The 25,374-nt window shown below is 38.0% G+C and carries 22 protein-coding genes, 2 tRNA genes and 3 pseudogenes; 10 read left to right on the top strand and 17 right to left on the bottom strand.

Annotated elements, in window-relative coordinates; translation table 11 throughout:
• Nucleotides 1-150 precede the first annotated feature (150 nt).
• Nucleotides 151-1,245, top strand: coding sequence for a glycosyltransferase family 4 protein (locus tag ACZ42F_RS12595; RefSeq protein WP_464279249.1), 1,095 nt, complete (start codon nt 151-153; stop codon nt 1,243-1,245).
• A complete protein-coding gene (locus ACZ42F_RS12590) occupies nt 1,242-1,982 on the top strand; it encodes a UPF0280 family protein (protein WP_464279248.1) in 741 nt (246 codons plus the stop codon). The genes ACZ42F_RS12595 and ACZ42F_RS12590 overlap by 4 nt, the downstream gene beginning before the upstream one ends.
• A gap of 2 nt (nt 1,983-1,984) precedes the next feature.
• Here ACZ42F_RS12590 and dnaA read toward each other — a convergent pair whose 3' ends face one another.
• The 10 genes and pseudogenes from dnaA to ACZ42F_RS12540 form a co-directional block, all read right to left on the bottom strand.
• Nucleotides 1,985-3,319, bottom strand: a complete 1,335-nt coding sequence (gene dnaA, locus ACZ42F_RS12585; protein ID WP_464279247.1) for a chromosomal replication initiator protein DnaA — start codon at nt 3,317-3,319, stop codon at nt 1,985-1,987.
• Between the two features lie 402 nt (nt 3,320-3,721).
• Nucleotides 3,722-6,252: pseudogene (locus ACZ42F_RS12580) on the bottom strand (chemotaxis protein CheA).
• Between the two features lie 13 nt (nt 6,253-6,265).
• The gene (locus ACZ42F_RS12575) at nt 6,266-6,637 is read right to left on the bottom strand and encodes a response regulator (RefSeq protein WP_029970122.1); all 372 of its coding nucleotides are present in this window, start codon (nt 6,635-6,637) and stop codon (nt 6,266-6,268) included.
• Nucleotides 6,637-7,344 (bottom strand): chemotaxis protein CheW, encoded by a 708-nt coding sequence (locus ACZ42F_RS12570; RefSeq protein ID WP_464279246.1) that lies wholly within the window; start codon nt 7,342-7,344, stop codon nt 6,637-6,639. The genes ACZ42F_RS12575 and ACZ42F_RS12570 overlap by 1 nt, the downstream gene beginning before the upstream one ends.
• Nucleotides 7,341-8,056, bottom strand: a pseudogene (locus ACZ42F_RS12565) (ParA family protein). The gene ACZ42F_RS12570 and the pseudogene ACZ42F_RS12565 overlap by 4 nt, the downstream one beginning before the upstream one ends.
• 46 nt (nt 8,057-8,102) lie before the next feature.
• Nucleotides 8,103-8,489, bottom strand: coding sequence for a PilZ domain-containing protein (locus tag ACZ42F_RS12560; protein ID WP_464279245.1), 387 nt, complete (start codon nt 8,487-8,489; stop codon nt 8,103-8,105).
• On the bottom strand, nt 8,489-9,367 hold the full coding sequence (locus ACZ42F_RS12555) for a CheR family methyltransferase (protein ID WP_464279244.1): 879 nt from the start codon (nt 9,365-9,367) through the stop codon (nt 8,489-8,491). The genes ACZ42F_RS12560 and ACZ42F_RS12555 overlap by 1 nt, the downstream gene beginning before the upstream one ends.
• Nucleotide 9,368: 1 nt before the next feature.
• Entirely contained in the window at nt 9,369-11,318 is a 1,950-nt protein-coding gene (locus ACZ42F_RS12550) for a HEAT repeat domain-containing protein (protein ID WP_464279243.1), read from the bottom strand.
• Nucleotides 11,319-11,343: 25 nt separating this feature from the next.
• Nucleotides 11,344-12,408 carry a protein-glutamate methylesterase/protein-glutamine glutaminase gene (locus tag ACZ42F_RS12545; protein ID WP_464279242.1) on the bottom strand — a complete coding sequence of 355 codons (1,065 nt, stop codon included), beginning with the start codon at nt 12,406-12,408 and terminating at the stop codon, nt 11,344-11,346.
• Nucleotides 12,409-12,437: 29 nt separating this feature from the next.
• Complete coding sequence (locus ACZ42F_RS12540) at nt 12,438-13,901, bottom strand: HD-GYP domain-containing protein (RefSeq protein ID WP_464279241.1); 1,464 nt, start codon at nt 13,899-13,901, stop codon at nt 12,438-12,440.
• A gap of 58 nt (nt 13,902-13,959) precedes the next feature.
• On the opposite strand from ACZ42F_RS12540, the gene ACZ42F_RS12535 reads away from it, so the two are divergent.
• Nucleotides 13,960-14,037: transfer RNA gene (locus ACZ42F_RS12535), tRNA-Pro, on the top strand.
• A 4-nt stretch (nt 14,038-14,041) separates the two neighbouring features.
• On the opposite strand, the gene ACZ42F_RS12530 is transcribed toward ACZ42F_RS12535, so the two are convergent.
• Nucleotides 14,042-15,379, bottom strand: a complete 1,338-nt coding sequence (locus tag ACZ42F_RS12530) for a UDP-glucose dehydrogenase family protein (RefSeq protein WP_464279240.1) — start codon at nt 15,377-15,379, stop codon at nt 14,042-14,044.
• Nucleotides 15,380-15,499: 120 nt separating this feature from the next.
• Here ACZ42F_RS12530 and ACZ42F_RS12525 point away from each other — a divergent pair.
• The 3 genes and pseudogenes from ACZ42F_RS12525 (at nt 15,500) to ACZ42F_RS12515 (ending at nt 17,668) form a co-directional block, all read left to right on the top strand.
• Nucleotides 15,500-16,128, top strand: a pseudogene (locus ACZ42F_RS12525) (phosphatase PAP2 family protein).
• Nucleotides 16,098-17,138 carry an ArnT family glycosyltransferase gene (locus tag ACZ42F_RS12520; RefSeq protein WP_464279239.1) on the top strand — a complete coding sequence of 347 codons (1,041 nt, stop codon included), beginning with the start codon at nt 16,098-16,100 and terminating at the stop codon, nt 17,136-17,138. Before ACZ42F_RS12525 ends, ACZ42F_RS12520 begins: the two are co-directional and overlap by 31 nt.
• Complete coding sequence (locus ACZ42F_RS12515; protein ID WP_464279238.1) at nt 17,129-17,668, top strand: hypothetical protein; 540 nt, start codon at nt 17,129-17,131, stop codon at nt 17,666-17,668. The genes ACZ42F_RS12520 and ACZ42F_RS12515 overlap by 10 nt, the downstream gene beginning before the upstream one ends.
• Before the next feature lie 14 nt (nt 17,669-17,682).
• On the opposite strand, the gene ACZ42F_RS12510 is transcribed toward ACZ42F_RS12515, so the two are convergent.
• From ACZ42F_RS12510 to ACZ42F_RS12495, 4 genes are all read right to left on the bottom strand, one after another.
• The gene (locus ACZ42F_RS12510) at nt 17,683-18,750 is read right to left on the bottom strand and encodes a glycosyltransferase family 4 protein (RefSeq protein ID WP_464279237.1); all 1,068 of its coding nucleotides are present in this window, start codon (nt 18,748-18,750) and stop codon (nt 17,683-17,685) included.
• A 68-nt stretch (nt 18,751-18,818) separates the two neighbouring features.
• Nucleotides 18,819-19,085, bottom strand: coding sequence for a ComEA family DNA-binding protein (locus tag ACZ42F_RS12505; RefSeq protein ID WP_464279236.1), 267 nt, complete (start codon nt 19,083-19,085; stop codon nt 18,819-18,821).
• A gap of 195 nt (nt 19,086-19,280) precedes the next feature.
• The gene (locus tag ACZ42F_RS12500; protein WP_464279235.1) at nt 19,281-20,825 is read right to left on the bottom strand and encodes an ATP-binding protein; all 1,545 of its coding nucleotides are present in this window, start codon (nt 20,823-20,825) and stop codon (nt 19,281-19,283) included.
• Between the two features lie 88 nt (nt 20,826-20,913).
• Entirely contained in the window at nt 20,914-21,615 is a 702-nt protein-coding gene (locus ACZ42F_RS12495; protein ID WP_464279234.1) for a Wzz/FepE/Etk N-terminal domain-containing protein, read from the bottom strand.
• Nucleotides 21,616-21,911: 296 nt separating this feature from the next.
• On the opposite strand from ACZ42F_RS12495, the gene ACZ42F_RS12490 reads away from it, so the two are divergent.
• From ACZ42F_RS12490 to ACZ42F_RS12475, 4 genes are all read left to right on the top strand, one after another.
• A complete protein-coding gene (locus tag ACZ42F_RS12490) occupies nt 21,912-22,334 on the top strand; it encodes a flagellar basal body rod C-terminal domain-containing protein (RefSeq protein WP_464279233.1) in 423 nt (140 codons plus the stop codon).
• Nucleotides 22,335-22,464: 130 nt separating this feature from the next.
• The gene (locus ACZ42F_RS12485) at nt 22,465-22,878 is read left to right on the top strand and encodes an Hsp20/alpha crystallin family protein (protein ID WP_464279232.1); all 414 of its coding nucleotides are present in this window, start codon (nt 22,465-22,467) and stop codon (nt 22,876-22,878) included.
• A 13-nt stretch (nt 22,879-22,891) separates the two neighbouring features.
• Nucleotides 22,892-23,260 (top strand): Hsp20/alpha crystallin family protein, encoded by a 369-nt coding sequence (locus ACZ42F_RS12480; RefSeq protein ID WP_029967558.1) that lies wholly within the window; start codon nt 22,892-22,894, stop codon nt 23,258-23,260.
• A gap of 29 nt (nt 23,261-23,289) precedes the next feature.
• The gene (locus ACZ42F_RS12475) at nt 23,290-23,760 is read left to right on the top strand and encodes an Hsp20/alpha crystallin family protein (protein ID WP_029967556.1); all 471 of its coding nucleotides are present in this window, start codon (nt 23,290-23,292) and stop codon (nt 23,758-23,760) included.
• A gap of 59 nt (nt 23,761-23,819) precedes the next feature.
• On the opposite strand, the gene ACZ42F_RS12470 is transcribed toward ACZ42F_RS12475, so the two are convergent.
• Nucleotides 23,820-23,908: transfer RNA gene (locus ACZ42F_RS12470), tRNA-Leu, on the bottom strand.
• Between the two features lie 100 nt (nt 23,909-24,008).
• A complete protein-coding gene (locus ACZ42F_RS12465) occupies nt 24,009-25,343 on the bottom strand; it encodes a glycerate kinase type-2 family protein (protein ID WP_464279231.1) in 1,335 nt (444 codons plus the stop codon).
• Between the last annotated feature and the right edge of the window lie 31 nt (nt 25,344-25,374).

The raw sequence follows: 25,374 nt of genomic DNA, 5'->3' as shown, positions 1-25,374 counted from the left end.
CCGACTCCTTTGTTTGTTCTTTTCCTTTAACTATCTTTTAGCTTAAGGGCTGTCAATTTATGGATTTTAACTTAACTTTGCTCCTCTTAAGAAAAGGCTTTGCTTTTAAAAAAAATAAATTTAAACTTGGACTTATTTTAAGGATAATCTATGAAAAAAAATAAAGAAATTTTTCTCTATCTGCCTCGTTTTAGTCTTTATGGGGGAGTGGAGCGTTTTGCCTTTAATCTGGCTATTTACTTACTTCAACAAAATTTTTCAGTTACTTTTGTCTGTAGCAGGGCAGAAATCAAACCACCTGCAGGCCTAAAAGTAATAACCTTAGGGCGTCCACCTTTAAACAAAGCAAGTAAAATGCTCTACTTTGCCCTAAAAGCTAGAAACATAAAAAGACAATTCCCTAAGGCCCTTCACTTTAGCCTGGGAAAAACCCTGGAGCAAGATATTTTACGCATAGGAGGAGGGCCTTTAAAAATTTTCTGGCAACTAAGTAAAGAGGCCTATCCTGGCCTACATAAACATTTTAAAATGCTAAGAAGGAGACTTGCTCCCAGTAATTGGCTCACTTTTTTGCTTGAACAAAAACAACTTTCCCAAAGCAAAGAAATCATTTGTGTATCCAGCCTGGTCAAAGAATGGCTTTTAACCGCCTACCCCCACCTCAATCCTGAAAGGATAACAGTTATTTATAATCTTCCTGATTTAAAGAAATTTAAAGTACAACCGCAAAAGGAAGCCTTTAGAAAAGAATTTAAGCTACCTTTCAATAAAAAACTCGTCTTAACTGTAGCTACCAATTTTCAACTAAAGGGCCTGGCTTTTTTAATTAAGGCCCTAAAATACCTTCCTGCAGACTTCGCCCTGGTGGTTGCTGGAGGAAGAAATCCCAGAAAGTATCTATACCTGGCTAAAAAACACAGTCTTGAGAGTCGTGTTTATTTCTTGGGTAAAGTGGATAAAATAGAAAACCTCTATGCAGCCTGTGATTATTTTGTCCTCAACTCCTTTTACGATGCCTGTTCCAATGCCCTTTTAGAAGCCATGGCCTGTGGACTAAAGGCACTTTCTTCCAGGTTTAATGGCAGTGCTATTTTTTTACCTGACCAACAGATAATCCATAACCCCAAAGATTGCAGGGAAATTGCTCAAAAATTGCTTTCAGCTCAAACCTTACCCCTTAACTATCCTAAAAACCTAGAAGTTGGTTTTCCAGCTTACTTAAGGGTTATTGAAAAATACCTATGAACAACAAATTCTTATCTCCCTTTAGAACCTACAGAAAAATCGTTCAGAAAAAACAGGAAGTTACTTTCCAGGTGGTAATAGAAGAAAGTGACCTTTTTATTGTAGCTGAAAAGGACCTTTCTTTGGAAGTAATAGCTTATGTGGAAAAATTAAGAGCCAGTTTAAAAAGTTATCTGGAATTAAATCCTCTGTTTTTAACTTCTCTAACCCCTTTACCCTTTGACCCCAAAGCCCCACCCATTGTTCAAACAATGCTTAAGGCCAGTCAAAAATTCCAGGTAGGACCCATGGCCTGCGTAGCTGGCACCATTGCTGAAATGGTGGCCAAACACTTTGCTCCTCTTTCTCCTAATTTTCTGGTGGAAAATGGGGGAGACCTTTATCTCTATTCCACAAAAGACAGGGTCATTGGCTTACTTCCCAATCCCAGGGATGAAGTATCCCTGGGTATAAAACTACACTCAGGGCAATTTCCCTGTAGTTTTTGTACCTCTTCTGGCACCATTGGACACTCTCTTAGTTTTGGACAAGGAGACCTGGTGGGAGTTTTAAGTCAATCTGGAGCAGAGGCAGATGCCTGCGCTACTTTTCTGGGCAACTTGTTAAAAAGAAAACAGGACTTACCCCTGGTACTTAAAATCTCTCAAAAATTAAAAGCCAGGGGAATAAGAGGAGTGGTCCTACAACTAGACTCCTCTTTGGGCGCCTGGGGGGAAATAGAACTGGTACAGATTTAAGCTTAAATGGTAGTAATACGCTCCAGAGTCTTTTCAATCTGGCGACCTAGAGGAGTTTGTCTGTTAATCTCCCGCTCTACCTTGGCAATACCCTTTAAGACTGTAGAATGACGTCGATTAAACCTACGCCCAATTTCTTCCAGGCTCAAATCTGTATATTTACGGGCTAGATAATAAGCTGTATTTCTAGCCCAAACATAACTTTTTTTCCTGCTTTGAGATAAAAGCTCCTCTAAAGAAAGGTCATAGACTCTGGCCACATTTTTTAAAATATAATCTAAATCAATTACATTATCCTTTTCCAGAGTATAATGTTTCAACACTTCTTTAGCTAAATCCAGGCTAATTTTTTCCTTTAGCAACTTGGCCTTTAAAACCAAATTATTTAAGCAACTCTCCAGTTGCCGAATGTCACTGTGCACTCTACTGGCAATGTATTCTCCCACATTTTTGGGGATATTTACCTGTAATTTTTTAGATTTATGTTCTAAAATTCTCAATACCGTATCAGGGTCTGGTTTGTTAATCACAGCCATAAACCCCTGACACAGGCGAGAAGTAAGCTGGGAATCAACTCCCTGCAATTCCTTGGGCAAAAACATACTGGAAAATACTACCTTTTTGCCCTGATTGGTAAGAGATTTAATAGTACATAAAAACTCATCCTGAAGTTTTTCCTTATTTTGGAAAAAATGAATATCTTCCAGGAGTAAAATATCAATCTGTTCCCTGAACTTAGCCTTAAATTGTTCTACCTGCTTGGATTTAATAGCCAAAACCAGTTGAGAGGAAAACTCCTCTGCTGTCAAATAAGCAATTCTAACCTTACTTCTATTAGAATTTTTTAAAAGTTCCCACCCCATGGACTGCACCAAATGGGTTTTGCCCAAACCAGGAGCAGAGCATAAAAAGAGCTGGTCTGAAGAAATATAAGACTGACAAAAGGTCCTGGAGGCCAAAAAAGCCAGTTCATTACATGGCCCTACCACAAAATCTTGGAAGGTATACCGAAAAACTCCCTCCACATTTACCTTGGGAGCAATAGGTAAAGCTAGTTGACTCTTCTCTTCAGCTTGAGCCAAAAAGGGTACACTTGGCTTGGCCTTGGAGACCTTAAGTTCAATCTCAGGAACCTCTCCCAACACTTCAAAGGCTGCTTGTTTTATCTGCTCCAAAAGTTTCTCCCTAATCCAGGAAGCTACAAACTCATTGCGCGCAATTAAAACAAGCTTGTTGTCCTTAAACTCACCCTGCAGAGGTTTAATCCACACCTTAAAAATGCCTTCTTTGAGGCATTTTTGTAAAATATGTTGAATTCGCTGCCAAGTACTCATCATAGTTCCAGTGTAGTAGAGTAAACTCCTTTTATCTGCAAGTAAAGAAAAAAGCCAAAAATCATCTTCTCCTAAAACTCTTGCCTGTTAGTGTAATATATTGATTTTATTAAAAACTTAAACAACAACTCCCTTTTAAATAGTTAAATCAAAGCCACTTAGCCAGAGAAGGATAAATCTTCTCAAAACCTTGTCCTTCCTAGGTTGTGATTTTTCTGTCCCTTTGTATTCACACCACTAACTCTAATTTTCTTCTTCTTTCTAAAAAAATCTCTTTTTTTTGTTTAAGCACATTATAAATAATTTTTAGTTTCTTTTTAGGAACAAAAACTGGCCTTCCTAGAAAAAACACAGAGAAAGGCAAGAGCAAAATCTGGCCTTTCTCTGGCTTCCTTTGTTTTCTCTTTACAACTTTTGACTGGCTAAGGCATAGATTTCATTGGGGTCCAAAATCAAAATCACATTACCATCTCCCATAATGGTAGCCCCAGAAATAGCCGGGATATCTCCTAGATACTCTCCTAAGGACTTAATTACTATCTCCTGGCGCTCTAACAGGACATCTACAATCAACCCCAGTTTTTTTCTCCTATCTGCAAAACCACTACGGGTAAAAAGTCGCGCTGAGAGTTATTGGGAGGCAACTTTAAGATATTGGCCAGTTCAATTAAAGCCAGCACTTCCCCCCGCAAAGTTATGGCCTTTCTTTTATTGATTTCGCTTAAATGTTTTACAGATATTTTGGTGGTCTCAGCTACAGCATCCAGGGGCAGGGCAAAGGTCTCGCCAGAGACCTTGACCATCAAGGCATCAATAATAGCCAGGGTTAAAGGCAAATTAATAACAAATTTGGTTCCTTTTCCCACTTCTGAAGTAACACTGACACTTCCTTTTAAGGCCCGAATGTTGTTGCGCACCACATCCATGCCCACTCCCCGACCAGACACATCCGTAACCTTTTCTGCTGTAGAAAATCCTGGTAAAAAAATCAGTTCCCTGGCTTGCTGCTCATCCAGAGTCTCAGCTTCTTCCACAGAAAGAAGGCCCTTTTCTATGGCCTTTTGCTTTATCTTTTCAGGGTCAATGCCCCGTCCATCGTCTTCCACTTCAATGACCACAAAATTCCCTTTATGGTAGGCCCTAACCCAGACCTTTCCTGGGACAGGCTTACCCAAAGCTTTTCTTTCCTCTTCACTTTCCAGACCATGATCTACAGAATTGCGCAAGATATGAACCAGAGGATCGCCAATAAGCTCTATAACGCTCTTATCCAGTTCAGTTTCTTCTCCTTCAGTAATCAACTCCACAGGCTTGTTGCTTTTACGACTCAAATCCCTTACCAACCTGGGAAAGCGAGAAAACACAGAGCGCACCGGGACCATGCGCACCTGCATAATGGTATCCTGCAGGGCATCAGAAACCCTGGCCATAGCATCTACGCTTTCATTTAATTTTAAGACCACTTCTGGAATATTTTCTGTTTCTTCCAGCTCTCTGGCAATTTGTGCAAAACGGTTTCGATTAATTATAAGCTCTCCAATAAGATTCATTAACTGATCCAGTTTATTATGATCTACCCTGATGGTACTGATAACTTCACTTTTCTTCTCAACTTCCTGCTTTAAAGCACCTGAATTTGTCTTAGGAATACTTTTACTTTCTCTTCTCTCTAGCTCTTTATCTTTTTTATCCTCTACCTTAACTACCTGTTTTTCTATTTTTTCCTTTTCCTCTCTATCTAAAGCCTTATCTATCATTTCAGCTAAAATGGCCTTTTCCTGTCCCAAGAGATCTAACATCAAAGCAAAGTCGACATCCTTATTCCTGGCATCATCAATAAGCTTTACAATTCTTTCTGCATAAGCACTTATTTCCTTTAAGTTCATATAAGTAGAAGCATTTTGAATGGTAAGAAAGGAACGATACAAACCATCTATTATATCTCTTTTTTTAGAATCCTCCCTTAAACTTTGTAATCCAAAATCAATATTTTTAAATTGTTGTTCTACAGTATTTAAATATACCTCTCTATCTTCTTCATCCTCTGAAGCCTCTGCAGTGGAAGAAGTTTCTTTAACAATTTTTTCTCCTGTAAACTGCTCCAACTCTGTTATAATAAAAGATATATCCTTTTGTATTACAGTAGAGTTTTCTCTATCTATATTATCTAAAAGTTCAGAAATAACATCTACAGATTTTAAAAGCAAATCAACAAGACCAGAGGAAACTTCTAATTCTTTGTTTCTAACTCTATTTAAAAGATTTTCTGCAATATGTGTAAGTTTATTTAATTCCTGATAACCAATTAAACCACTATTGCCTTTTAGATTATGAAAGGACCTAAAGATATTATTTATTAATTCCTCATCCTGAGGATTTTGCTCCAGTTGAATCAAATGGCCATTTAATTGCGAGACTGTTTCTTCTGCTTCTTCTAAAAAGTCCAATAAGTGTTCAGGGCCAAATACAGTGAGTTTATAGGAACCTGGCGAAGAGGTAGCAGCAGATTTGTCCCTGCTTTTATCTTCAAGTTCTTTACAAATGGGAGTAGCTCTTACTTCATCTAGACGCTGCAAAAGCCCTTCGATATCCAGATCAGGCTCTGTCCCTCTAGTTTCCAGTTCATCTAAAAAGGTCCGCAAAACATCTGTAGTCTCTAAAATAAGGTCCATAATTTCTGGAGTAAGCTGCAACTTACCCTTACGCAGTTCATCTAAGACATTTTCCCCTCTATGGGCCAGGGTATTGATTTTATTTAAACCCAAAAAACCAGAAGCGCCTTTTAAAGAGTGGATGGAGCGAAAAATTTCATCCAGCAGACTTTTATCCTCTGGATTTTTTTCCAGATCCAGCAACCTGGGCTCAATGGAGTCTAGATGCTCTCTAGCCTCTACTACAAATTCAGCAAAAATTTCCGGATCGTTATAATCCGACATATAAGCACCTCTTTTATCCCAAAAGCATTTTGATATTACGGACTAATTTTTCAGGCTGGGCAGGTTTTATCATATACATATTTGCCCCCAGTCCCAAACCTTTTTGAATATCAGTCTCCTGCCCTTCAGTGGACAGAACAATAATGGGAAGATCTCGATACTGTTCTTGCTCTCTTATGGTTTTGATAAAGGTAAAGCCATCCATTTTGGGCATATTCACATCACAGACAATCAGGGAAATATCCGGGTTGGCATAGAGCTTTTCCAGTCCTTCTAAGCCATCTTCAGCTGAAGTTACTTTAAAGCCTTCTTTTTTAATAATAAAAGAGACCAAATTGCGTACGGTTTTGGAGTCATCTATCACCAGAATATGTTTCTGTGCCATCAAACCTCTCCTCTTTTAAAATTAATTAAAAAGTCCTTTATACTCTCTAAGTTCAAAATATGAATTATTTTTTCCCCTTTCTTTAATAAACCCTGAATATGCTTACTTTCACTTGCCAAGGCCTTTTCTACTCCAAAATCCACCTCTTCTCTTTTCACTCTATGCATGGAGGCTATCTTTTCACTAACAAAACCCACATTGATTCCTTCCAGAGCACACACCAGAATAAATCTGGGCTTACCTAAAGGTAAGTCCAAAAAAGCACTTAAATCCACAATGGGAGTAATCCTGCCTCGAAGGTTAATCCAGCCTTTAACCACCCCGCCACTTCCTGGAAACCTGGTGGGCTCTGTATAACGAATGACCTCCTTGACCTTTTCCACTGGCAGGGCAAATTCCTCTCCTCCTAAAAAAAATCCCACTAAAGAAAATTCCTTGGGCAAAGTTTTATTACTTTCTATTTTCCCAGGAACTCTAGTTTTTTGGCTGGAGACAACCCTTTTTACTTCCATCTGCTTAGTCTTTGCAGCTAAAGCACCAGGAGAAGTTGCTACTTCTTTTTCAGGTAAGGTCTTTTTGATCACTTCCTCTTTGACTGTATCTTCAGCAAAAAAATTCTCCAAAAAGGCCTTTTCTTCTGCAGTCAAAGATTCTTTATCTTCCAAGGAAAAATCCTGGGATTCAAAATATTCTTCTATGGTTTTCATAATCTATGCACTTCTTTAGCCAGGTTTAAATACTGTAAAGCACCTCTACTTTCTGGGAAAAGTTCCAAAATGGTTTTCCCCATGGAGCTGGCTTCTCTAAATTTGGTATCTATGGGAATAATAGTATTAAACAATTTATCCTTTAATTTTTTGCGTAATAAATTCAAAACTTTTCTGGAGGCCTTAGTCCTTATATCGAACATGGTAGCTAAAACTTTAAATTCCACCTCTCTTTTTAAACTCTTTTGTAAAAGCTTTAAGGTATCAAAAATAAGTTTTAAACCATGCAGGGCCAAAAAGTCTGTCTGTACTGGCACTATAACTAAATTAGAGGCAGCCAGGGCATTTAGTAAAATCACCCCGGTTTGAGGAGGACAATCTAAAAGTACATAGTCGTAGTTTTGGGCCTCTTTTTGCAGCCACTTTTTTAAAAGCCATCCTCTTCCCGGAATATTCTTTAAAGCACCTTCCACTTCTGCCATTTTAATGTGGCTGGGAACAAAGGCAAAAGGCAAGTTTTCTCGCTCATAAATAATACTTTTCTTTTCTTTTGACACCAAAAAAATATCCAGAGCAGATTCCTGATAATTACCCGGAAAAAAGAAAGGTGTACAGTAGCACAGGCATGTGGGTCCAGGTCCATGACCAACACTTTAGTCTTTAATTTGGCCAAAGCAGAGCCCAAACTCAAGGCTGTAGTGGTTTTACCCACTCCTCCTTTCTGGTTGGCAATGGCCAAGATTTTAGGCACTAAGCTCTTACTCCTTATGTTTAAGCAAAAAGTCCACTAAAGCCTGCCAGTCGTCTTCAAAAATATTACTAAATTGTAATCCCACTTCAAATTTTTTCTCATTTATCTTTTGCACCCAGACAACCTCACCCAGACCAAAAAATTCTTCTGTATCCAGCGCAAAAACTTTACTAAAACCTGGATAATGCTTTCTTAAACCTGGAATCAGCAATTTAAATTGTAATATCTCTCCCTTCTCTGGCGCAAAAGGCACCTCAAACCTTATACCGCCAGCTCCTATATCTACACTGTAAATCTCATACCATTTTTGTTTTTTTAAAGGAAAGCTCCATTTAGCAACCTTTAACTCAAATTTTCTTTGCAATCGATAGTATTTTCTTTTTTCTACAAACATCACTCTTTTTTATACACAATACTTCCAGGATGATGTATGGGTTTAAAAGACCTGGAAAGGTTGTGTAAAGATTCTGAATGACCTAAAAACAAATATCCACCAGGCTGTAAATTGTCATAAAAATAAGAAATAACATTCTTTTTTACTTCTTCGCTAAAATAGATTATCACATTCCTACAAAAAACCACATCTGATTTGGGTATACGCTTTACCTGGAACTTATCACTCAAATTTAACTGAACAAACTCCACATATTTGGCAACTTGAGGTAAAACTTGATATTTTTCATTACCTATCTCTTTAAAATACCTTTTAGTTATGCTGGGTGGAGTGGTCCGCAACGCATAGGGAGTATAAATTCCTCTTTTGGCACTCTTAAGCACGCTGGCTGAAAGGTCATTGGCTGTTATCTTAATCTTCCAGGAATCTATTTCCTGTTTAAGTACTTCATGCAAGATAATAGAAAGGGTATAGGGCTCTTCGCCTGTAGAGCAGCCAGCAGACCAGAAATGTAAACTTTTATCACCCTTACTTATCTTTGCGGCTATAATTTCCTTTAAAATAATATCCTGGAAGACTTTTAACTGGGGAGGATTTCTAAAAAAACTGGTTTCATTGGTGGTAATAACATCAAAAAGCCTATTTAGCTCATCTTTTCTGGAAGGGTCATAGCGTAAAAAATAATAATACTCTCCAAAGGTCTTTAAGTTTAAGTCCCTTAGCCTGTTCGCCAATCTATTTTCCAAAAGATATTTTCGATTATCTCCAATATAAATCCCGGTTTGGGCATAGATAAAATCCCTTAACTGGGAAAATTCTTCATCTGTTATTTTTACATCCTTACGTAAAGTAACGCTTTTGGCCAAAAGAGAACCCATCTTACTTTACCTCATATTGCTGCTGATATTGATCCAATGCTTTTTCCACTGCCTCTTGAATTTCAAAGTCAGGTATTTCTAAAGCCTCAAGCAAGGCATGAAACCCTTCTTCGCTTTGAAGTTTTCCCAGGGCTTCAATAGCCTTTACAGCCACTATTTTATTGGAATACTCTATTAGAGCTGTTAGTTTTTTGGTAATTTCTAAAGTAACCTTGCCTTTTTTTACCAGGGCTTCAATAGCCCTTATTTTTACCCAGTCATCTGAATCATCCAGGGCTTTTAACAGGTAAGGAAGGACTTCATCGTGCTCACAATTGCCCATAAGCTCTACCAAGGTCATCCTCACTTCTGGAGCTTCATCCTCAAGTTTGGCAGCTACCACGGGCAAGGCTTCCTTATGGTTGGAACACATCTTGGCCATAGATTCTAAGGCAATTTTCCGAATATTTACATCTTCGTCTTCCAGAGCTGCTTTTACCAGATCTTGATAGGCAGACGCCTTAAGCTGGCCAAAGGCATATACAGCCATAAGCCTGTGTAAGGGATTACCATCTTCAAAAAATCTGGCAAAGCGCTCCAAAACTTCATCCCCACCAATTTTAATCAAACTCTCCAGGGCAGTTTCTTTCACATCATCCCACTGGTGATCCAGAAAGGAAAAAAGTACCTCTATAGCATTCTTATCCCTGATCCTGCCCAGATAGATAAGAGCACTCTTCAGAACGTCTCCATCCTTATGTTTTTCTAAAACCTCCAGGAAAAACTCTCTACTTTCTATCAGGGCCATTTCTTCCAAGGCTCTGGCAATCTCTCTTTGTAAATCTCTATCTTTGTGCCAAAAAACCTCTTTTAACCTTTCCCCTGCTTCTATACTCCCTATTCCTTTCAAAGTCCTAATAGCCACCAGGTTGCGAGAAGGAGAGTCCACTTCCAAGCCTTTTAACAACTCTTCATTAATACCTATATGAACCAGAGCATCCACAAATAAGTGGGCCAGATCTTCATTATAAACAGTATCTACCTGATGCTCCAGATCCAGCTCTTCCGCCAGATCCAAAAGTTTGGCTGTAGCCCTGGCATCACCAATCTTGGCCAGACCAATGATTGCCAGCTCTCGAACATCTTCTTCCTCATCTTCCAAAGCCAAAAGAAGTAGTTCCAGATACTTCCCCTTATCCTTTTCCAGAAAAAGTTGAAAAGAGGTGCGTCCCAGTAACTGATACAAGGCTTTTAAAATTTTAAGTTGCAGAGCAAAGGAAACCTGGAAAAGCTTTTTAGCCAACAAAGGCACTGCTTTGGTAAAACCAAGAGAGCCAATCCCTTCAATAATCATGGAAGCCACCAGTTCAGAACTGCTATCCAGTCTGTTAATTAAGGTTTCCACTGTATTTTCGTCTCTAATCTTTACCAGAGCCTCAATAACTGCAAACTGCACCCACTCCTCATCATCCAGGGCCTTGCTCAAACACTCTACACTTTCAGGATGGCCAATAAGCCCTAAACTTACTGCGGCCTGATAGCGCACATTGACATCTCTATCCTTTAAAAGACTCTCACATAAGGGTTCCAGAGCCAGGTAGGATTCTGACCAGCCCAGGATATCAGCTACAAAAATGCGAATATCTCTATCTTCATCTTTTAAAAGGGGAACTAAGTGTTTAATTCCCTGCCCGGCCAAATCCCTTAAAATATCCATAGCCAGGTTACGCAGGGCAGGATTTTCTTCTTTTAAAAGAGGTATAAGTTCTTTAACTGTTTCTTCTCCCCCTAGCTTACGCAAGGCCAGGTCTGCTGCTTCCTGCACTCCCACATTTTCACTTTGTAAAAGGGGAATCAATAAAGGAACCGCCTCTTTTAATCCCCTATCTCTTGCTTCAAAGGCGCCTTCTCTTTGATCTTCTGGTTCAGAACTCTGGAGCATGGCCAAAATTTGTTCTTTTGTATATTCCATTTTTACCTTCCCTTAGTTTGATTTTTTAAGGGTTAAAAAGATATTCATATATTTTAGCAGGCATTTCTTCTGGACTTAAGACTGCATCAGCCAGGCCCTCTTCTACTATGGCCCTGGGCATACCATAGACCACACAGGAAGTTTCATCCTGAGCAACAAGCCGTGCTTCTTTTTGCTTTAACTCCTTAGCTCCTTTTAAACCATCTTTACCCATTCCAGTGAGCACTACTCCCACCCCTCTTTTGCCCACTGCTCTGGCAACAGAAGAAAACAAGACATCCACTGAAGGCTTATACAGAGCATCTCTGGGGAATTCACTTACCCTTACCTCCAGGTGAGTAACCCGTTGTTGAAGTTTTAAGTGCTTTCCCCCTGGTGCAACCAACACCTTGCCTGGCTTTAAGATCTCTTCATCTTCAGCTTCCTTTACTTCTAAGGACGAATAGGTATTCAAGCGCCTGGCAAAGGGACCAGTAAAGGCAGGTGGCATGTGCTGGGCAATGAGAATGGACGCAGGAAAATCTTGAGGAAGAAGCTCTAAAAGTCTTTGCACTACAGGTGGACCTCCTGTGGAAACGCCAATGGCTACCACATCTCTTATTTGATTATTACCCCTATAAGTTAAACTTTTTTTCTCTACTTTTGCAAGTTTTTTTAAAGAGTTAGATTTAGTTGGCACCAAATTGGGCTTTTTCCTGGCCAAACTTTTGACCTTGGCAATAAGCTCCTCTTCTATTTTCACTATTTCCAGGCTTACCTTGGAAAGCTGCTTGGGAATAAAATCCATAGCCCCCAGACTAAGGGCCTTTAAGGTGGCTTCAGCGCCTTCTGTGGTCAAGGAGCTTACCATAATCACAGGCCTGGGAAATTCCTGCATGATTTTCTCCAGGGCAGTGAGGCCATCCATTACAGGCATTTCAATATCTAAAGTAACCAAATCAGGATTGTATTTTTTGATAAATTCCAGGGCTTCTTCCCCATTTCTGGCAGTGGCAACAACCTCAATTTCCTTATCCTTGCCCAACATAGTGGCAATAGCCCGGCGCATAAAGGCAGAATCATCTACCACTAAGACCTTAATCTTTTGCATAACCTCACCTGAAAGTTAAAAAATAAGCTTTAACATTCCCTTAAAGCCAGAAATATCCCTAACCCCTTCCATACCTTTTTTTCTACCAAGAAAAACCACTTGCGCACCAACTCCTCTTCCCACTGACTCCCCACACCTGAATCCATAATTTCCTGCACCTTATCCAGGGGTAAGGCCTTGCGATAAGACCTATCTGAAGTCATGGCTTCAAAGGCATCCACCACACTTAACATTTTAATGGGCAGGGTAAGCTGATCCCCTCTTAAACCTTCTGGATAGCCTTTACCATCGACTCGTTCATGGTGGTAATAGACCAGAGGGATTACATCCTTTAAAGACTCCACTTTTCCCAGTATTTCTCTGGCAATTACAGGATGTTTTTTCATTACCTCAAATTCTTCTTTGGTTAACTTGCCTGGCTTATTTAAAATATTATCCGGGATACCAATCTTACCTATATCGTGTAAAACGCCAGCTACATAAAGCAGCTCACACTCCCTTTCTTCTAATCCCAGAAAACGAGCAAAGTTAAGGGCATAACGGGCAACATTGTCTGAATGACCTTTGGTATAGTAGTCTTTTGCTTCCACTGCCTTGGCATAAGAGTGCATGATATCCAAATTTAAACTATTTAACTTTTTCAGAGCCCAGGCATTTTGTAAGCTACTGGCTGCATGATTGCAAAAAATACTAATCAATTGCTTTTTGGTGCTTAGCAGTTGTTCATCCTTACCAGCTTCTTTTAATAATAAGGTAGCTCCAACCTTTTCCTTTTGGACAATTAAAGGAGTAACCACCAAAGAAAACACCTGTTGTTTATCTTTAAAGCTAAAAGAGTTATCCCAGAGGGTTTTGCCTGCCTTCAAAGCTTCTTCCATTTTGTGAAGTAGAAGAAATAAGGAATTGTAATTTCTTCTAATTACAGCCCCTCTTAAAATGCGAGGTCTTAAGTTGCCTTGAGAATAAAGGCCTACAATAATGCCGTCCGGGTTAAAATTGCGCTGCAAGTGATAAATAAACTCCTCTAAAATGCCATCCAGGTTTTGCAAACGATTTAAGGCATTACTCAAATTTAAAATCCTGACTACATTACTTAGCCTCTTTTGTTCTAGTCTGCGCTCTCGCTCCTGAAGGACTTTTTTTACCTTAATTAAAAGATGAGAGATATTAAAAGGCTTGGGCAAATAATCAGCAGCTCCCAGCTTTATACACTCTACAGCTACTTCAATGGTGCCAAAACCAGTGGTAATTAAAAAATCTGCTTCCAGCCCTTCTTTTTTAGCCTGGCGTAAAAACTCAATCCCATTTAAACGAGGCATTTTTAAATCAGATACAACCAGGGCAATATCGCTATCTTTTCGCAGAAGTTCCAGGCCTTCCTGTCCATCTTCAGCAGTCAACACTTCATAGCCTTCATCTTCTAGGGCATCCTGACAAATAACCCGGAGACTTTCCTCATCATCTACCACCAGCAACTTTAACTTGGATTCCATATTCTGACCTCTTTAAAAGACTTGTCTTACCTCGCTAAAAAAACTATTATTTTCTTTACGGGATGTGGCTCAGCCTGGCTAGAGCGCAGCGTTCGGGACGCTGAAGTCCGGGGTTCGAATCCCCGCATCCCGACCACTTTTTATCCCACTGTTTTGCGACCAATACTAAAGTAGGCAAATCCCATTTCTCCCATAAGTCTAGGCGGATAAAGATTTCGCCCATCAAAGATTAAAGGTGCTTTTAACTCCTTTTTTATCCTGTTAAAATCTGGATTTCTAAACTGATTCCACTCCGTAATAACAGCCAGGGCATCTGCCTCTTCCAGGGCTGCATATTGATCATCTACTATTTCTACATATTTATTGTCCTTTAAAAGCTCCTTGGCCCGTTCTCCAGCCACTGGATCAAAGGCCCTGATGCGCATCCCCTCTTTTGTCAGCAGGTCAATTAAAACCAGCGCAGGAGCTTCTCGCATATCATCTGTATTGGGCTTAAAACTAAGCCCCCACAGGGCCAGGGTTTTTCCCTGCACTCCTCCTTGAGGCTCAAAATATTGCTTGATTTTAAAAGCTAAAATTCTTTTCTGTAAATCATTTACCCTATCTACAGCCTGCAATAAAATGGGGTCATAGCCATATTCTATAGCAGTAGAAATAAGGGCTTTTACGTCTTTGGGAAAACAAGAACCTCCATAACCAACGCCTGGATAGATAAAATGATAGCCAATTCTATGATCTGAACCGATTCCCAGACGCACATCACCCACATCTGCTCCTACCAGTTCACAGATATTGGCAATTTCATTGATAAAGGAAATCTTTGTAGCCAACATACAATTGGCAGCATATTTGGTCATCTCTGCACTGCGTACAGACATAACAATTAACTTTTCTCTACTCCTGGCAAAAGGAGCATATAAGGCCTTGAGTAACTCTGCGGTACGCACATTATCTGTACCTACAATCACCCTATCAGGCTTCATAAAGTCATTTACAGCATCCCCTTCTTTTAAAAATTCAGGATTGGAAACCACGTCAAACTCTATACTAACCCCTCTTTTCTTTTGCTCTTCTAAAATCAAAGAGCGCACCTTATCTGCAGTGCCAACTGGCACTGTGGACTTATCCACTACAATTTTATAATCCTGCATAAACTTACCAATATCTCTGGCCACCTGATAAACATAGGATAAATCTGCACTGCCATCTTCTTTGGGAGGAGTGCCGACACAAATAAAGACAAATAAACTATCTTTAAGCCCTTCTTCTAAACTGGTAGTAAAAGACAAACGCTTTTGAGCATAATTTCTCTTAACTAATTCTTCCAGACCAGGTTCATAGATGTGTACTATCCCCTGTTTTAACTTTTCCACCACCTCAGGGTTAATATCCACGCAGCAGACATTATTTCCCATTTCAGCAAAACAGGCTGCACTGACCAAACCTACATATCCAGTACCTACGATACATACATTCATAGTTAATTCTCACTCCTTTTCAAAAGAATTCCAATTTACACCTTTTAACAAAGGGATATCCCCAAGGTCAACTACAAAGCCTTGATTTTTTTAATACCCTATGCCAAGTTTTTGTTTCTTATGGATAAAAAATATTTACTCTCTTTTGGGTGGTTTTGCTTGCCCTTTTGTTTAGGTCTTATAGGGCTTTATCTTTTTGCTCCAATAAAAAACCTTTACCCTTTTTTTCACTCTTTAAAAACAACCCATCCAGGTTTTAGCAATTTTGTACTTTTTTTAACCAATTGGGGTAATTTTTTTTTCTATCCCATCTATCTTTACTTTTTAATTAAGGGCCTAAAAGAAAAAAAGCCTAAACTTACCTATCTGGCTCTCTTTTATCTTTGTTTTCAACTTCTTATCTCCTTTCTCCTGGTAAGAATCTTAAAAATCTCCCTGGGAAGGGCCAGGCCAGAATTTGGCTCTCATTTTACCTTTTTCTCTCTTAGCTCCAGTTATCATTCCTTTCCTTCCGGGCATACCACGGAAATCTTTGGAGCAGCTCTTCCTTTGGCACTTAAAAGCAAGAAAAAAGCAAACAATTTTTACTTGGTGTTGTTGCTTTTGCTGTGGGCTTTTCTAGAATATATTTAGGCCAACATCACCTAACCGATGTCATGGCTGGTTTTATTTTGGGCAATTGTAGTGGGATCTTAACCTTTTATTTCTGGAGAAAAAAATGTCAGCAACTAGCACCTTCCAAAAAATAAATAACTTTTTAGCCAGATATCCGCTCCTACCTTTAATTTTTATTTACCTTTTACATACTCTCTTTACCCTGCACACCAGAAGCCTCTGGTTTTCAGATGAAGTGCGCTATGCCAATGTCTATGAGCACCTGGTCCAACACCAAAAATGGCTGGTCCTTTATTTAAATGGAGTACCCTATCCAGATAAACCACCTCTTTACTTCTGGTTTTTGCACCTTTTATCCCAGCTAACCACCCTAAAGGGACCGCTACTTTTTTTCCTGGGCTCAGCAATAAGTGGTTTTTTGTACCTTTTAGCCACCTATTTTTTAGGTAAAGTTGTGCTCCAGGATCCCAAAAGAGTGTTTATTGGCTGCGCTCTGCTTTTAACCAATTTTTATTTTTTAGGGCTAATTCATTATTTTCGGATGGATTTACTCTTTGCCACTTTTATCCTGGTTGCCCATATTTTTCTCTTTGTTTACCTAGAAAAAGAAAAAATCCCTTTCCTTTACCTGGGATTTTTTTGCTCTTTTTTAGCCCTTTTGACCAAAGGCCCTTTGGGTTTTGCCTTTCCCCTGCTCACTTTTCTTTTCTATGCCCTTTTAACTAAAAAAAAGAACCTGCTCTTAAACAAGCATCTGGGTTTTGCTTTACTGGGAGTTTTGGGCCTGGCTGGGCTATGGTTGGTGGGAGCTTACCTGGTAGAAGGCAAGGATTTTATTCACAACATCTTATATGACCAAATTTATAGGCGAGCTACTAACACCTGGCATCATCCCCAGCCCTTTTACCACTATTTCTTGGTGTTTCCTCTGGTAGTCTTACCCTGGTCCTTACTCTTTTTGTTTCCGCGCCAGTTAAAGCTATTTCAACTAAGCAAAGGGGAAAAATTTCTTTTAACTTTTTTCTTTTCTGGTTTTACTCTCTTATCTCTTATAAGTATAAAAATTGCAGTCTATCTCTTACCCCTTTTTGCGCCTTTTTTCTGTTTTGCTCGCGTTTTTTTATCTCTTCTAAAATGGCCATAAGAAAACCTCTGGGATTTTTCTTTTTGCTTCTGGCTATTATTTTGCCCTGGATAAATTATTTTCCTGTAATAGAAGTCACCCTACAAGGTCTCCCACTTCTAAGCCTTATGTTTCTGGTTTTAGCTATTATTCTCTTGAAAAAAAACTTTACGCCCTATCAAAGTCTTATTTTTCTACTCCTAACCTTACCCTTTATCTTTATCTTTACCGCTACAAAAGTGGCTCCTTCTTTAGACCCTCTTATGAGCCCCAAAAACCAGGCCCTGGTCATAAAAAAATACATCCAACAGGGCTATACTCCCCTAGCTTATAAAATCTATTCTGGGATTTATACTTACTATGCAGGTAAAAATATAAAGGAAACCAAAGAAATAGAAGAAGTAAAAAAACAACTACAAGAAAACCCTCATACCCTCTTAATTATGCCTGAAAAATACTACCAAAAATATGAGGATGTTTTAAAGGGTTTAAAAATAGTCCACAAACAGAAAATTGTAGAGCAAGATTATTTATTGTTGGTGAGAGGGTGATATTGTAAAGGGTGTCAAGGTATAAACTTCTTTATCATCCTTCCCAATCTAAATCTTACGATACTCCTATACAACCAGACGTATACCCAGCAGAAAAGAATGCTAAAAAAAATAAGAACTGAAGTATTTTGCCAGAAAATTACGGCCGGGATAATCCCAAAGGAACAAATAAGCCAGAGTAAGGGCGAAGTGGCAGAGTTGCGCCTGAGTCTTTCATGTCTATGAATATTATAGATAACTGGCACTACACGTTTATAAATAAGCTGATGCAAATGATAACTATCTGGTCTATCTACTCTCTGTCTTTTACAAAACTTTCTTCTAAACATAGAAAATACTGTCTCAAAAACAGGATAAACTACTGCTAAAAGTGGAAACCAGGGCGATACCTGAGGATGTCGTTTTACCAGTAACACAGATAACACAGCTATGGTAAAGCCGATAAAATAGGCCCCTCCATCTCCTAAAAAGATTTTACCAAAAGGATAATTCCAGATAAAAAAACCAGCAATACCACCTATGAGCACAAAGGAGAGAATATAAATAAATTCATCCCTTACTTTATATCCCACATACCCTAAAGCCAGTAAAATAAGAATAGAAACCACAGCAGCAAGGCCATTATAGCCATCAATAATATTAATAGCATTGGCAACACCAGCAATGGCAAAAAGAGTAAAACCTAAAGCAATTATCTTAAATTGGAAAATACTATCTATAAGGGGCAAATCTATTCTGGTAAGATATACATCTAATAAAAAATAAGCCAGCATTCCTGAAAAGATTGAAGCCAGCAAACGTATCTTCGGAGAAATTTTTTTAGTTATATCCTCGGCTAATCCAAATAAAAATAGCGGTAAGGTTGATAAAAAAAACAAAAAATACCTTTTATCATGTTTATAAAAGTTTATAAACAAAATCACGCCTAAAAAAGCCAAAAATATTCCTATTCCACCAATTCTAGGAGTAGGTTTATCATGAAATTTTTGTGGCCCATCAAAGCAATCAGAACAAAAATTATTATTTTTAGCAAAAATAAAAATAATAAAAAAACATACCACAAAAGAAATTAAAAAACTCATTAACAATAGATTAACCATTTATTGTCCTATCTGAAAGTTATTTTTCTCAGGCAGGAGGGAAATAATTTCTATTTGCAGTCCTTACCCACACAAATATCTGCCTTAATCTTTTCCAAAATCTTAGGACCTATCCCCTTTACCTTTAATAAATCCTCTACTGAGGTAAATTTGCCCTGACTTTCCCTATAACTGACAATATTTTTTGCCTTAACTGTTCCTATATGTGGTAAAGATGCTAACTCTTCTTCACTAGCTGTATTTATATTTACTTTGGCTAAAACCAAAGAAGTAAACATAAAGAAAAATATTATTATACTTAATAATATCCTCTTCATAATTTACTCTCCTTTTAATCATCCCCCCTGCCTGAGAAAGTTAAATTGAAAAATAAAAAATTTTAGTTGTTTTGACAAGTATTGTGTTAGTTAAGTGGCATATTAGTTGAGTGGAATAGTAGAATAGTGCTTAATTCTTGTTAGTTACTACCTTGCACTTCCTCAATCCACTCATCTACTTAACCACTAAACTGCTCAACAACTCATCCCTAACTCCTCCCATTCAAAATTTACAATATTCTTTTCCTCGGAGCTAAATTCTATACCAACCAGGTAAATTTCTTTAGATTTATTTAAATACTTCTGCGCATAATCTCTTTCTTTTATCTGTTTTAAGGCTTCTCCTTTCTTCCCATCAACCTTAAATTCCACTATATAAATCTTATCTCCTGCAAATAAGGTCAAATCTATACGGCCTTTATTGGTCACATCTTCACCAATAACCCTAAAACCCAGCGAGGAAACATAGGTAAATATTATACTCGCATAAAAACCTTTATACAAATTTAAATCGTTTTTGGTATAATTTGTATATGGTATTGAGGAAAATAGAGAGACAAGAGATTTTTTAAAATCTTCAAGTTTTCCATAATAAAGAGATTTTACCAATGATTCTTTAATCTTAGTATCACTATTGTAAAGATAACGAATTATGTAGTCACTTAAGGATATCTGAACTTCCAGATTGGGTATCCGAAGTTTGTATTCTATAGATTGCAAAAGCTCATTATGTATAACTTCATCTATGGTCAAATAACCTGATTGATAGAGTAAAACCTCTAAATCCATATACTCTATGTCAAAACTTGATAATATTTTGTCATCCACTTGCAAATTACTCAAACTGGGTAAAAAATACTTTTTCTCTTTGATAAGTTTGATTAAAAAGGATGGAGTTCCTGTCTCAAACCAGTAGTTTCTAAACAAAAAATTATTACTGATAAACTGCAATATATCAAAGGGATTATACACATTATCCTTTAAAAAATTATAGCCATTATACCACCGTTTCACCTTTTCCATATCTACCTTTTCTAAATAGGGCTTAAAAATTGTCTCTAAGTCATGCTGGGTATAGCCACAGATATTTCCAAACCTTGGATTTAGAGATATGTCAGTTAGCATATTTAAACCACTGAAAATTGATGCCCTGGAAAACTTGCTAACCCCTGTTAAAAAGGCAAATCTTATGCACGCATCCACACCTTTTAATATTGAATATAACCCCCTTAAAAATTCCCGATGTTTTTTTGCTTGCTCAGTATCTTCTATCACATCAAGTATAGGTTTATCATACTCATCTATTAAAACTACCACTTTTTGATTGTATTTCTCACAAGCTTTTTGAATAAGCTCTTCAAAACAAACTGATAAATTATTCTGCTCCTTACACTCTATCCTCAGCCTTTTTGCATTATCCTGGAATGCTTTTTTCACCCTATCTTTGACCGCGTCTAAACTTGTTAAATCACCTCTGAAATCTAAATGAATTACAGGGTATTTTTTATCCCAATCCCACTTATCGTAAATGTATAAATCTTCAAAGAGCTTTTTATTCCCCTCAAAAAGTTCCTTTAAGGTATCCAGAAAAAGAGATTTCCCAAATCTGCGCGGACGGGAAAGAAAAACATAGGTATAATTATTAACTAACTCATAAGCCTCTTTTGTTTTATCCACATAAACATAATCTTCTTCCCGAATTTTTCTAAAGGTTTGTATTCCTATGGGTAGTTTTTTCATGTTTGTTCCTTTTTAATTCAACGTTTACCCATTGCACATTTCAGTATTTTAACTTTTCAACATTATTTACACAACTATCCTCCTTCTCTTAAGCCAACTGTTTTCCTCTTCTCCTTTCTCTTAAAGCATCTTTAAAAAGTGCAATAAAAATCCCCAGGAATAAACTAGAAACAGTTCCTACACTTATATTAAGTACTGGTTTTGGTTTTACAGGATTATTACTTACACTAACTTCAGTTACAGGATATAAAATTTGAGGCTTTTTAAGCCATTGTTCCAAATTTTCTTTTTCTGTTAACAAATCAGCTGCCTTTGCTGGGTCATAAATAATTCCGCTTTTTTTATTTACCTCTTCTAAGGCTATCTGAATAGACTCTAACCTTGTGTTTATTTCCTTAACTTCTTTATCCACTTTCTCTTTAAATAAACTCTGATTTATTAAGTTTACTGCTTTATTTAAGCTATCTTTTGCACTCTCTGGAGATTTATCCTCTGCTTCAATTTTAATGATATTATTAGTTCCTCTAACTGCAATAAACTTTACCTCAAGCCCTGGAGATTGATTTTTTTGATATCCCTTAAAAGCCTCAGAAACTTCCGGAAAAGTAATAAACTTAAGCTCAAACAAAGCTTCTGCCCGATATTTTTTGGGCATGGAAAGGGTAATTATCAAAGCCAACAGACACCCTATAGCTGTAATACCCAGGATTAACCATTTTTGTTTGTAAAGCCTCTCCAAAAGTTCCAAAAGGTCTATTTCTTCCTCAAAGCCTTGAACCTTTTCTTCCATAGCTATATCTCCTTAAATTTTCATATAAATATTAATAGCCAGCTACCCTTCTTATTTTTGCTCTATCTATTAAATTTAAAATATTGCTCAAACCTTAAACTACATAAACCAACTTCCTAAACACACACTCACTTCGTTGCTAAGTATTTTCTAGCTATTTCAATTATTTTACTCAACTTGTCAATTCCCTTTAATCCAAATGTATCTTATAAACTCTAGAAACACTTCCCAAAAAAATAAAAAAATTTACCCTCTTGATTCTTCCTGAAAAATAGCCTAAAAATCTTTTACAAAACTTGAAAAGCAAAACTATTCACTCCTTCACCAACAAGGGAGAAAAAATGACCATTTATCCCAGTTTATCAGCCCTGGAAAGTTTTAGCCTTATTCAGGAAGTCAGTGCCAACAATCTGGCTAATATAAATACCAATGAGTTTAAAGCCAGCAGGGCTGACCTGGAAACAGGCCCTCAGGATCAGGGTGTAGTGGTCAGTCAAATCATAGAGGACAACTCTCCAGGAGCACTGATTCCAGAAATCTCCCTCAAGGAAGAAAACTCCCAGGTAGAGCAAGAACTAACCTATGTAGAAAGCAGCAATACAGATCTCATCCAGGAACTTACCACAGAGCTAATCACTGAAACCAATTTTAGTGCCAATGCTAAAGTTCTCCAAACCTATGATTCCATGGTAGGAACCTTGCTGGACCTTTTTGCCTAACTTTTTGCTTTAAACCACTTCTTTTCTCCCCTTTCCCTATTTTTCTGGTTAATTTTTTTCTTTCCCCTCTTGACTATCTCTTATCCCTTTTTATTTATATTTTTGAAAACACAATGCAGGAGGTGAAAAAATGGTCATAGATTTAAGCACTTTTTATGATATGCCAAGGCAATTGGATAAACTATTAGACACTTTTTTTAGCCCAACAACAATAAGTCAAAGGAAATTTGCCTATCCACCTGTCAACTTAAAAGAAGATGAAGAAAACATTTATGTATTAGCAGAAATACCTGGCGTTGATATCAACGATATAGAATTGACTATTACCGATGGAAGTCTGGTGATAAAAGGAGAAAGAAAATCTGAAAAAGGAAATTATTATCGTCAGGAAAGACCAAATGGACTTTTTCAAAGAATTATCAATCTAAATATAGACATAGATAAAGATAACATTAAAGCAAAGTTAAAAGACGGAATTCTTGAAGTCGTATTACCTAAGGCTAAAGAAAGTAAACCTAAAAAAATTGCAATAGAGCAAAATTAAAGGAGGAGTAAAAATGACTGAAGCAGTCGTTCAAAAAAATAGAGAAAATATTCCCATCTTTAGCCCTTATACAGATATTTTGGAAAAGGAAGAAGGTTTTTATATCCTTCTGGACTTACCTGGGGTGGGCAAAGAAGATGTGGAACTAAACTTAAAGGAAAATGAACTGGAAATAAGGGCTAAAGCCCGTATTCCAGAGCAAGAAAAGGTGAAAAACATTCACCTGGAATTTGTACCAGGGGAATACAGAAGGCAATTTACCCTTTCTGAAGTGGTGGACAAGGAAAACATTAAGGCTTCCTTAAAAAATGGGGTCTTAACTCTCTTTTTACCCAAAGCTCAGGAAGCCAAACCTAAAAAAATTGAAATAAGTGCTGAATAAAAAAATAAAATAAAAAGGAGGTGAGGGCCATGTTAGAAAGACTTCTTCCCAGCATTCGCAGCAAACGCAATGAAGGTGTTCTCACTCCTACAACCAGTGTCTTTGATGTATTCGATCAAGTAGATCGCTTTTTTAAAGAAAGTTTATGGGGCAATGGCGAACTGGCCACAGGCTTATTTACTCCCGCTGTTGAAGTAAGGGAAACTGATGAAGAAATTATTGTCAAAGCGGAAATTCCAGGCCTGGATACCAAAGACCTGGATGTACGCCTGGAAAACAATTACCTTATCCTGCAGGGAGAAAAGAAAAGGGAAGAAAAGAGCGAAAAAGAAAATATCGTGCGCATGGAAGTAAGTTATGGTTCCTTTTACCGTGCCATTCCTCTACCTGTAGAAGTACAAGAAGATAAAATCAAAGCCAAATATAAAAAGGGAGTACTCACTATCACTCTGCCCAAAGCAGAAAAGGCCAGGGCCAAGAAGATAGCCATTGAAAGCTAAAAAAGTTAAAACAGACCAAAAAGAAAGGCAGGGAGTTATCCCTGCCTTTCTTTTTCTCATGGTGCCCGGGGCCAGACTCGAACTGGCACGGTACAATGTACCGAGGGATTTTAAGTCCCTTGCGTTTACCAGATTCCGCCACCCGGGCGAAGAATTCATCTTTTAGCTTCTCTTGAAAAGAGAGTCAATATTTTTTTAAAGGGTTTAACAGAACTATAGCCTGGCTAAAAACTACTCTTTACCTTAACTCACTTAATAAGGCCAATGTGCATGTCCATCACATTGGTATAGGTGGGGCCAGTAATAACCAAAGCCTCTAATTGTTTAAATAGATTATAACTATCGTGAAGGTTCAAATATTTTCTTAAAAATAATCCCTTTTCTTCGGCTAGTTTTCTAGTTTCTCCAGAAACAATGGCTCCACAGGCATCTGTAGGCCCATCAGTTCCATCTGTACCCAGGGAAGCAAAAAGGACATTAGACAACCCTGCTATTTCCAGCCCAACTGATAGGGCCAATTCTTGATTTCTTCCTCCTTTACCTATAGGTGGAGTCAAGCAAACTGTGGGCTCTCCTCCACTTAAAATACAGGCAGGTTTAGGTACGGGGTTATCGTGATATAAAATTTCTTTGTATACACTGGCTAAAACCCTCCCCACTTCTCTGGCTTCTCCCTGGATAAAACTACTTAACAACAAGGAATTATAACCCAATTCCCTGGCCTTTTGGGCTGCTCCAAGCAAAGCCTGGCGATTGGACGCCAGAATAAAGTTAAAATTTCGTTCAAAACACGGATCTGAAGGCAGGGGAGTATCTTCGATTTCTCCTCTTAACCCCTTTCTCAGGCGAAAAATTACCCTGGGCGGAAGTTTATCTTCCAAACCATATTTCTCCACAATGTGCCAGCAATCCTCCCAGGTAGAACTATCCCCAACCAAAGGAGCAGATCCTATACTTTCCAGGTCATCACCAAGAACATCGCTAATAATCAAACTCACCACCACTGAAGGTGTTAAAAGTTTTTTCAATCTTCCACCCTTTACTTCGCTTAAGTGCTTTCTCAGGACATTAATCTCTTTGATATCTGCTCCACTGGCTAAAAGCACATCTGTAGTTTTTTGCTTGTCTTCTAAAGTAAGGCCAGAGGCAGGTAAAACCAATAAAGAGCTGGCCCCACCAGAAAGCAAAAATAAAATCAAAGTTTTTTCACTTCTGTAACCTTTAGCTATTTCCAGTAATTCTTTGGTAGCTAAAAGTCCTCTGGTATCTGGCAGGGGATGGGAGGCTTCTTTGATCTTAACTTTCTGACAATCCAGAGAGTGGTTGTCCTTTACTATGACCAGGCCAGTACTAATATAATCCTGTAAAATCTTTTCCACAGCCAGGGCCATGGAAGCACTGGCCTTGCCTGCTCCTAAAACCACCACATATTCATAATCTTCTAAATCCAACTGAAGATCTGGACCAATAAACAAAATATTTTCCTGGAGACGCAAAAATTTAGGAATTTTTTTCTCAGGCAAAACTTCGGTTAGTCCAGCCCAAAAAATTTCTTCCAGGTCTTTTTTCATCTTTTTAAGCATTTACCTTTCTCCCACCTCTGGTCTAAAACTT

The sequence above is a fragment of the Desulfonauticus autotrophicus genome, from assembly GCF_055381725.1.
This window is presented reverse-complemented; position numbering and strand designations above follow the sequence as displayed.